We start from the raw sequence: 8,765 nt of genomic DNA, 5'->3' as shown, positions 1-8,765 counted from the left end.
AGATGTGTATAAGAGACAGGCTTATGGGATGCGCAAGGAGGGCACTTGAAGGGGGCTTCGAGTGGATGTGTACGACCCTCACCATAAGCCCCCACAAGGACCCACTTAGGATAAACGCCATAGGCCGGTCTTTGGCGAAGATGAACGGGCTTATGTGGGAGGAGCGGATCTGGAGGAAGGGCGGCGGCTTCGTGCGGTCCGCTGAGATGAGCCGCGGGATGGGGCTTTACAGGCAGACCTGGTGCGGGTGCCAGTGGGCCCGCTGAGGGTTTGAGGGAGGTGTCTTTAACTTGGCGTTGTCGTGCGAGCTTTCCGGCAAGCTCCCGCCGGAGCTGTTGAAGAGATGCGTCTTCCCCTTTACCGGCTGTTCCAGGGAGGAGTTGGTGGTGGGACCTTCGGTGGGGGAGGATGCGGCGGTGATAAAGTGGCCCCATGGGAAATATCTGGTTTTCACCTCCGACCCCATAGTGGGCGCCAGCAAGGGAGCCGGTAAGCTTCTGGTGCGGGTTAACGCCAACGATGTGGCGTCGAAGGGGGGGGAGCCCATGTTCCTTGGGGTCACCATGATAATCCCTCCATCCATGGGGCTTTCTTTGGCGTCGGAGCTTATGGAGGAGATCCACCGGGAGTGCTGTGCCATGGGCATAGCGGTGGCGGGAGGCCACACGGAGATAAACGACCGATACGAGAGTCCGGTGCTGATGGGGGCCATGATAGGCTCCGCCGACAGGGTGCTGAGGGCGTCGGACGTTAGGCCCGGGCACCGGTTGATAGTGACCAAGCACCTTGGAATAGAGGGCATGAGCATCCTGGCCCAGGACCGGCGGGACCTGCTTCAGGCCTTCCTGTCCGATGGGGAGGTCCAAACCGCCGTGTCATGGGGAGAGCTTACCTCCGTCCTGCCAGAGGCCATGGCCTTGAAGGACCTGGCGGACTTCATGCACGACCCCACTGAGGGGGGCTTCTTGGGGGGCATCAGCGAGGTTGAGAGCCTGGTGGGGCTCAAGGTGTGCTTGGACCGCCCTATGCTGCCTATCGATCCCATCACATTGAAGGCCTCCTCCGCCCTTGGTTTCGATCCCCTGTGCCTCATATCCTCCGGGAGCCTCATGGCGTTTGTCAGCGCCGAAAGGCTTGAGGAGGCCCAGGATAGGCTGAGGCGTTTGGGATGTCCCTTTGCGGTGGTGGGCACCGTTTCGGACCAGCCGTTTGACGGGGTCGTGAGCGTTAAGGAGGAGCTTTGGGATCTTCTTAAGCGGTGACCTGTTGATGACAGGGGGTTGATGTGGTTGGTTTTTGACGCCTATGCGGCAAGGGTGGAGAGGCTTAGGGGGATCCTGGAGGATCAGGGGCTGGACGGCTTTTTCGTGATGGTTAACGAGGGGCTGAACTGGGAAAGCGCTTATTACTTGAGCGGCTACAGGGGCAGCAGCGCCGCCTTCCTGGTCACCAAGGACCAAGGGATTCTCATAACCGACGGCAGGTACATGACCCAGGCGAGGTCCCAGTGCCCCTTCCAGGTGGAGGATCAGGGAAGCAGATCCCTGGTGGATGCGTTGGCGGACTTCGTTAATGCCATGGGGATGAAGAGGATTGGGTTCGAGGCCTCAAGGGTTTTTCACTCCACTTTCCTGGAGTTGTCCAACAGGATCAGAGCTTCCCTTGTGGATGCCTCGGATGTGATGCCCAGGATGAGGCGGTTTAAGGACCGGGCGGAGGCCAACCTGATAGCCGAAGCCTCCAGGATAGCTGCTGCGGCGTTCCTTGAGACCTTGAGCTTGACGAGCCCTGGCATGACAGAAAAGGAGTTCGCCGCCATATTGGAGCACAAACTGATACTTGGCGGCGCCGAAGGAGGCTGGGGAAGCCATTCTTTCATCGTGGTTTCTGGTCCAAGGAGCGCCATGCCCCATGGGGTGCCCACCGAAAGGGCCTTTGGGGTCGGCGAGTGGTTCACCGTGGACTTCGGAGCTAGGTACTGCGGATATGTTTGCGACGTTACCAGGAACGTGGCGGTTGGGACCGTGGATCCATGGGCCATGGAGGTGTATCAGGTCCTTACCGCGGCCCAGGACGAGGCGGTTAGGGCCTTGTCCGCTGGGGAAAGGCGGGCCTTTGAAGTGGATAGACGGGCTAGGAAGGTGGTGGAGGACGCGGGGTTCGGCAGCCTCTTCACCCATGGGTTGGGCCATGGCCTTGGCCTGGAGGTTCACGAGTCTCCAAGGGTATCCAAGACCAGCTCCGATGAACTCATGGAAGGGGATGTCATAACCGTGGAGCCGGGGGTTTACCTTGAGGGAAGGGGAGGTCTGAGGGTTGAGGACGATTACCTGATAGGCCCCGATGGCCCCGAGTTCCTGTCCGCCCCCCTCCCCAGGGAGTTCTTCGTGATCCGGTAGCCGATTTGGTCCATTGGGACCAGGGTTTGTTGAAATCCATTAGGTTTTCTCTGATATAATGGACTACACACATAAACCCTCTGTGGGGAGGTATGAAGCATGAAGAAGTACGTATGCACCGTGTGCGGCTACGTTTACGATCCCGCCAACGGGGATCCCGACTCCGGCATCGCCCCTGGAACCCCCTTTGAGGAGATCCCCGACGACTGGGTCTGCCCGGTGTGCGGGGTTGGGAAGGACATGTTCGAGGTGTCCGAGTAACCGCGCTTAAATCGCCAGCCGAAATCAAGGGCTCAGCCGAGTTTTTCGGTTGAGCCCTTGATTCTTGTCTTGCCCCACCTGCCCTGGGGCGACGTTTTCATCCAACCCCTAGGGCCGCTTGTGGGTCTTCATTCACCTGAGTTTAAAAGTTCCTCCGCCAGCTCCAGCGCCTCCCCTCGTGCCTCAAGGGGCGCTTCCACGGTTACGACCGAGTCCTCCCGTTTCCCTACCACTGAGACCCCCCACATGGGGTGGGTTTCAACCGCCACGGTGGCATTGCCGTTTAGGGTTAACGTTACGTAGGTGCCGCCGAATCCGAGGGGCGCGTCGGTCCCCTCCTCCGGCCTTAGGGGTATCTCCCAGGCTGTGAAGCTCTTGCCTTTAAGTATCTCCGCCCTGAGCTTTATGCCCGATGGGCTGCGGTAGTCCCGCCTTATCCAGATATGCTCGTTTCCGCTGTTTTTGGACAGTACGGATATGACGTCCTCACGTATCTTGATGAATCCTTCCCCCGCCGCTTGGGAGGCGGCCATGAGCGTGAATGCCACGGCTGCCGCGAGTTTTGACTTCAATTGGATCTTCCCCTTTCTTGTCCCAGGCCACGATATGATAGACTTTTCCCCGTGGTGTAGGCAATACTGTTGGGAGGCAGACATGAGTACCTTTAACGTTAACGTGTTTGGATGCCAGATGAACGTTTATGACGGGGACAAGCTGAAGTCCGCTTTCCTTGAGAGGGGCTGGACCCAGGGGGAGCCGGGTTCTTCCGACGTTGAGGTGTATGTAACCTGCAGCATAAGGGATAAGGCGGAGCAGAAGGTGCTTAGCGAGATAGGCCGTTTTGGGAAGCTTAAGAACCCTCCCCTTGTAGTGTTGGTGGGGTGCATGGCCCAGCGCACCGGTTCTCATGTGGCGGCCCGGTTTCCTTGGGTAAGGGTAGTGGCGGGGCCGAGGCATCTTGGGATGGTGCCCCAAGCGGTGGAGGATAGCCTTAAGGACCTCAAGGTTCGCATGCTCCTTGACGATGACCCCCGGGAGACCGACGACCTTTGCTGCACTCCCCATGTTGAGGAGGGTATGGTAAGGGGTTACGTTACCATTGCCCATGGGTGTGATCACTTCTGTGCCTACTGCATAGTGCCCTATGTAAGGGGCCGTTTCCGCTCCAGGGACGGGGAGGAAATCCTTCGGGAGGTTAGGGAGCTGGCTCAAAAGGGGGTTAAGGAGCTCACTCTTTTGGGACAGAACGTCAACCGCTATGGCAAGGACCTTCCCAACGGGCCGTCCTTCCCGGAGCTCCTTAGGATGGTTTCAAGGGTGGAAGGCCTTGTGAGGGTTCGGTTCGCCACCAACCACCCGGTGGACTTCTCCAGGGAGCTGGTGGAGGTCATGGCCACGGAGGAGAAGGTGTGTCCCTCCATAAACCTCCCGGTTCAGTCCGGCAGCGACAGGGTTCTTCGGCTTATGGGGAGGGGGTACACCAGGGAGCAGTACCTTGAGATGGTGCGGATGCTGAGGGACGCGGTGCCCGATGTTGGCATAACCTCCGACCTCATCGTTGGTTTTCCAGGGGAGACCGAGGAGGACTTTATGGACTCCTTGGACTTGCTGGAGCGGGTGAGATTTGACTTAGTGCATACCGCCGCCTACTCCGTGAGGCCTGGCACCAGGGCGGAGAGGATGGAGGGACACCTGGACGTTGCGGAAAAGGCCAGGAGGCTAAACCGAGTGAACCAGCTTCAGGCGGAGATATCCTTGGACATAAGCCGATCCTGGGTGGGCAGGACCTGCCCCGTCTTGGTTGAGGGGCCGGCTCCAAAGGGACAGGGTTTGTGGCACGGAAGGACCCCCCAGGACAAGGTGGTGCTGTTTCAGGGACCATCGAAGGTGGGGGAGGTGGTGCCGGTTAAGATAACCTCTGCCCTGGCATGGTATCTGCAGGGGGAGTTGGCTTAGCTTCCCGCTTGGATGTTTAGCCTTTCCCGGCGGGGAGATTTCCCGTTTGGGGGTGGTTGTCTTTGTTGGAGGCCAGGCGAAAGGCTGTTTTTGCGGTTGCAGGGGCTTTTGGGTGTTTTCTCATCGCCTTCCTTGCGGTCATGGCTTTCTCCGGCCGGTTTGACCGGCGGGAGGGGACCAACACCGCCGGGGACATCACCCGGTTGGCCGCTTCTGTGGAATCGCCTCCCTCACGAGAGGAACCGGTTCGGGAGGTTTCGGAATGGGTGGTCTATGTTACCGGCGCCGTGATGAGGCCTGGGATTGTGCGGGTCCCGGCTGGAAGCCGCATATATCAGGCGGTGGATGCCGCAGGGGGGCCCGCCTCCAAGGCGGATCTTGAGTCCATAAACCTGGCAAGTCCCCTGCAGGACGGGCAGCACGTGAGGGTGCCATTTAAGGGTGAGGCTCCTAAGGCTCAGCCGCCTGTGGTAGAAGCGGCGCCTTCCGTTCAAGTGGTCCAAGGCGGGTCATCCAAAGGCGGAGCATCGGTTAACGTCGGTTCCGTCAAAGGGGAGGCGTCTTACGGCAACCGGGTCAACGTTAACCGGGCGGGGTTGGAGGAACTGAAGGCCTTGCCTGGGGTGGGGGACAAGACAGCCCAGGCCATCCTTGACTATCGGGCGGCCAACGGTCCCTTCCGGGATGTGAAGGATCTGCTCAAGGTTAAGGGCATAGGGCCTAAGAAGTTGGAGAAGATGGCCCCCCTGGTGGATGTCTCCCCTTAAGAGTTAAGAAACCATGGGGCCTTCTTCCCAAGCGCCTGCCATGCCCATGTTCATATCCGCCCTCCTTGGGGCCATTTTAGGGAGGTCCGCCATGCTGTCTTCATTGGCGGTGCTGGCGTCCTTTGCGGCGGGGACTGGTTGGCTTTTGATCTGTCTTGGCGCGGAGGGGTTTCCAAGGGGCTCGAAGGCGGTGGCTTTTTGGTGCGTGATTCTATCCCTTGTGGGGGCGGTGAGATGCCAACAGGCGGTGTCTTACAGTCTGGAGCCTCGGCGCATCTTTTCCCATGGAGTGGTTCTCCTGGAGAGGTCCTGGGGCTCCCGTCAGATGGGCATCGTAAGCTCCAGCTTGGGGCCGTTGGTGGTGTCCCCGACGATCCCCATTGAAGAGGGGCAGTGGGTGGAGTTGGAAGGGGAGGTGGGGCCCTTTGATCGGGTTTCCGGCAGGTCCAGTAGCGGTTCCTTTGACCAGGAGGCCTATTGGAGGTCCAAGGGAGCGGTAGGGGTCTTTGAGGGGGAGTTGCGCCCCGCGGGGCCTGCCCCTGGCATCTTGGGGCGCTTTCTTAGGCTCAAGTTGGCACTGGAAAGGCGGGTGATGCTCGGCCTGCCTCCCATTTCCAGGGGATACATCTTGGCGTCGTGGTTTGGCATCAAGGACCCGGAGCTCGTGGAGGCCCATCGGAGGTGGGGTACAAGCCACATCCTTGCGGTGTCGGGGTTCCACGTGGCCCTGCTGTTAGGGGGGATTTGGCTTGTCTTAAAGCCCCGGCGGGCAGGGCTTCTGGTGGGTTCCTTAGTCCTGTGGGGATATGTGCTTATGGCTGGTTGCCCCCCAAGCGCGGTGAGGGCTGCATGCATGGCGCAGCTTGGCATCTTAAGCGCCATTGCGGGCAGGGGGGTCCGGGGTATGAACCTGCTTTTCTTGGGCGCTTGGCTGATGCTTTTGTTCAACCCCTGGATGGCCTTTGACGTGGGTTTTAGGCTGTCGGTGGTGAGCGTGTCGGTCCTGCTGGGGGTGGGCGGGTCCCTCCGGGGTCCGTGGTATCCGATGCTAAGCCTTGTGGTTTGGCTTGCCACATACCCTTTGGCGGCATCGGTTTTCGGGTCGGTGCCTGTGGTCGGCATACTGTCAAACCTGGCGGCTCTGCCCTTCTTGTCCGTCTACCTTGCGGTCATCTTCGTCCTCGGCATCCCCTCCATGCTTTTGAACCTTGGTAACGTGCTCATGGTGCCTGCGGAGTTTGCGGGGTCCCTCTTCGCGTCCATCATGGACTGGTTGTGCGATCTTATGCCCCGTTGGGTCCCCTATGAGCCCGTTCTCGTCTCGGTTTCCGTGACGGTCTTGTCCTTGTCGGTCCTTTGGGGTTGCGGGTTCCGGGGTGTTCAACTGATTACGGGGTTTCTTGGCTGGGTTCTGCTTTGGAGCCTTTGCTTTTTTTCCGTTGGATTTGGGTTTTAAATGGTAGATAATTGGCCTTCGAGATGTCCTGTCTTTGCGGGCGCAGGTTGGTTTTCATGAAGTTAACCGTAAGGGGTTGGTAATATTGCTTCTTGTGGTGGACGTAGGGAATACGAACACGGTCATAGGTGCTTACAATGGGGAGGATCTTTCGGGGCATTGGAGGATAATGTCCGAGAGGCGGACGTCCGATGAGCTTGGGCTGATGCTACTTAACCTTTTGGGCGTCAACGGGCACAGGGCGGTGGAAGGGGCCGTGGTTTCCAGCGTGGTTCCCAGCCTTGACGAGGTGTGGAAGGACGCTTTGGGCAGGTACCTTTCGGTGGAGCCCCTTTTCGTAAGCCCACAGCTTGATCTTGGCATCGGCGTGGCGTACGGAAATCCTCAGGAGGTGGGGGCGGACCGGCTGGTCAACGCCGTAGCCGGAGTCGCCCTCTATGGCAAGCCGCTGGCTTTGGTGGACCTTGGCACCGCCATAACCCTTGATGTGGTGGATGGGCGGGGCACATATCTTGGGGGAGCCATAGCCCCTGGGATGGCGCTGAGCATGGAGACCCTTTTTTCAAGGACCGCCAAGCTCCCCCAGGTGAGCCTAGAGGCCCCGCGCAGCGTCATAGGCAGGTCTACCATGGAGTCCATAAGGTCCGGCATAATATACGGCTACGCGGGCATGATAGACGCCCTGGTGGAGAGGGTTTTTGCGGAGCTTGGGGAGCGATTCCCGGTGGTCGCCACCGGCGGCCACGCCAAGATCTTGGCGGAGCACTCCAAGTTCGATGTGATAGTGGATCCGTGGCTTACCCTCAAGGGGCTTAAGATGATATACGAGAAGAACCGTCCATGATGGGTTGGTCTTATCCGTCTTACATTGGGGGCGTGGTGGTGGAGGGCCCTTTGTGGCTGGCTCCCATGGCGGGCGTCACCACCCCTTCGGTCAGGCTGTTTCAAAGGCGGCTTGGGGTGTCCCTGGTTCACACCGAGATGGTGAGCGCCTTTGGGCTGATATATGGTGGCAGGAAGAGCGCGGACATATTGATACCCGCCGATGGGGAGGAGCCCATAGTGCCCCAGCTGTTCGGGCCCCACGGCGATTGTCTGTTGGAGGGGGCCCGGATAGCCCTTGAAGCCTATCCTTTCAAGGCCCTGGAGGTGAACATGGCCTGTCCCATGCCCAAGGTGACCAAGAAGGGTGCTGGGGCGGCCATGATGGAGAACCCTTCGGAGGCCTTCAGGGCGGTGAGGCTTCTCAAGGGACTGGGGCTTCCCGTGTGGGTTAAGTGCAGGGTAATGCCTGGAGGTTTCCTGGATACCGCCAGGTTTTGCGGTGGATTGCTTGATGCCGGAGCAGACCTTTTGATGGTGCATGGAAGGACCGCTCCGCAGCGATACGAGGGGAAGGCCGACGTGGAGCAGGTTCTTGGGCTTGCCAGGAGCTTCCCTGGCCTTGTGGTGGGGTCCGGAGATGTGTTTTCACCTAGCGACGTCCTGCGTTACCTTGAAGGTGGGTGCCCCGCGGTGTTGCTGGCCAGGGGTTTTGTGAAGGACCCGCTTCTTGCTTGGCGTTGTTCCGCGGCGTTGGGGTTAAACCCATGTTCCGCTCCGGTAAGTCTCGTGGATGCCCTTTTGGAACTGGGGGATATGCTCCTTGCCAGGGAGGGGGAGAGGACCTGTCTTTTGCTTGTTAAGCGCATGGCCGCCGCGGCCCTTAAGGGGCATCCCGGTGATGCCGAGAGGAGAAACCGAATGATGGGCATGAAGAGCTGGATTGAACTTAAGGATTTCATTGCCGGGCTGGAAATTTAACTGTGGTTTTCTGTGTTTGTCCCCGGTAAATTTGATAGAATCGACGCTGAAAGACGTAAATCCGTCCACCGCCTTTGGGGGTGGATCTGTGCCGTTGTGCGGCGAAGATGACATCAAGGGAGG

General features: G+C 59.3%; 10 protein-coding genes. 9 read left to right on the top strand and 1 reads right to left on the bottom strand.

Features of this window, described 5'->3' with window-relative positions:
- From N2315_01345 to N2315_01330, 4 genes are all read left to right on the top strand, one after another.
- Positions 1-266 (top strand): epoxyqueuosine reductase QueH (locus tag N2315_01345; protein MCX7827839.1); only part of this gene is annotated, 266 nt, incomplete at its 5' end.
- A 24-nt stretch (positions 267-290) separates the two neighbouring features.
- Positions 291-1,262 carry an AIR synthase-related protein gene (locus N2315_01340; protein MCX7827838.1) on the top strand — a complete coding sequence of 324 codons (972 nt, stop codon included), beginning with the start codon at positions 291-293 and terminating at the stop codon, positions 1,260-1,262.
- A 21-nt stretch (positions 1,263-1,283) separates the two neighbouring features.
- Positions 1,284-2,399, top strand: a complete 1,116-nt coding sequence (locus N2315_01335; protein ID MCX7827837.1) for a Xaa-Pro peptidase family protein — start codon at positions 1,284-1,286, stop codon at positions 2,397-2,399.
- A gap of 99 nt (positions 2,400-2,498) precedes the next feature.
- The gene (locus N2315_01330; protein MCX7827836.1) at positions 2,499-2,660 is read left to right on the top strand and encodes a rubredoxin; all 162 of its coding nucleotides are present in this window, start codon (positions 2,499-2,501) and stop codon (positions 2,658-2,660) included.
- A gap of 128 nt (positions 2,661-2,788) precedes the next feature.
- On the opposite strand, the gene N2315_01325 is transcribed toward N2315_01330, so the two are convergent.
- Complete coding sequence (locus tag N2315_01325; protein ID MCX7827835.1) at positions 2,789-3,232, bottom strand: hypothetical protein; 444 nt, start codon at positions 3,230-3,232, stop codon at positions 2,789-2,791.
- Positions 3,233-3,314: 82 nt separating this feature from the next.
- Here N2315_01325 and miaB point away from each other — a divergent pair, with 82 nt between their 5' ends.
- The 5 genes from miaB (at position 3,315) to N2315_01300 (ending at position 8,642) form a co-directional block, all read left to right on the top strand.
- A complete protein-coding gene (gene miaB / locus N2315_01320) occupies positions 3,315-4,616 on the top strand; it encodes a tRNA (N6-isopentenyl adenosine(37)-C2)-methylthiotransferase MiaB (protein MCX7827834.1) in 1,302 nt (433 codons plus the stop codon).
- Positions 4,617-4,681: 65 nt separating this feature from the next.
- Complete coding sequence (locus N2315_01315; GenBank protein ID MCX7827833.1) at positions 4,682-5,383, top strand: helix-hairpin-helix domain-containing protein; 702 nt, start codon at positions 4,682-4,684, stop codon at positions 5,381-5,383.
- A gap of 40 nt (positions 5,384-5,423) precedes the next feature.
- Positions 5,424-6,839, top strand: coding sequence for a ComEC/Rec2 family competence protein (locus N2315_01310; protein ID MCX7827832.1), 1,416 nt, complete (start codon positions 5,424-5,426; stop codon positions 6,837-6,839).
- A 94-nt stretch (positions 6,840-6,933) separates the two neighbouring features.
- Complete coding sequence (locus N2315_01305) at positions 6,934-7,683, top strand: type III pantothenate kinase (protein MCX7827831.1); 750 nt, start codon at positions 6,934-6,936, stop codon at positions 7,681-7,683.
- Positions 7,684-7,721: 38 nt separating this feature from the next.
- The gene (locus tag N2315_01300) at positions 7,722-8,642 is read left to right on the top strand and encodes a tRNA-dihydrouridine synthase family protein (GenBank protein MCX7827830.1); all 921 of its coding nucleotides are present in this window, start codon (positions 7,722-7,724) and stop codon (positions 8,640-8,642) included.
- Positions 8,643-8,765 lie beyond the last annotated feature (123 nt).

The sequence above is a fragment of the Thermanaerothrix sp. genome, from assembly GCA_026417795.1.
In the GTDB taxonomy this organism is placed as follows: Bacteria; Synergistota; Synergistia; order Synergistales; family Synergistaceae; genus Thermanaerovibrio.
Note: the sequence above shows the minus strand (reverse complement) of the source record. Positions and strands in the feature narration are given on the sequence as shown.

What these genes read in the sequence shown, in the direction of transcription:
- N2315_01335 (MCX7827837.1), top strand. Translation starts at nt 1,284, where the DNA reads ATGTGGTTGGTTTTTGACGCCTATGCGGCAAGGGTGGAGAGGCTTAGG.
- N2315_01330 (MCX7827836.1), top strand. Translation starts at nt 2,499, where the DNA reads ATGAAGAAGTACGTATGCACCGTGTGCGGCTACGTTTACGATCCCGCC.
- miaB (MCX7827834.1), top strand. Translation starts at nt 3,315, where the DNA reads ATGAGTACCTTTAACGTTAACGTGTTTGGATGCCAGATGAACGTTTAT.
- N2315_01310 (MCX7827832.1), top strand. Translation starts at nt 5,424, where the DNA reads ATGCCCATGTTCATATCCGCCCTCCTTGGGGCCATTTTAGGGAGGTCC.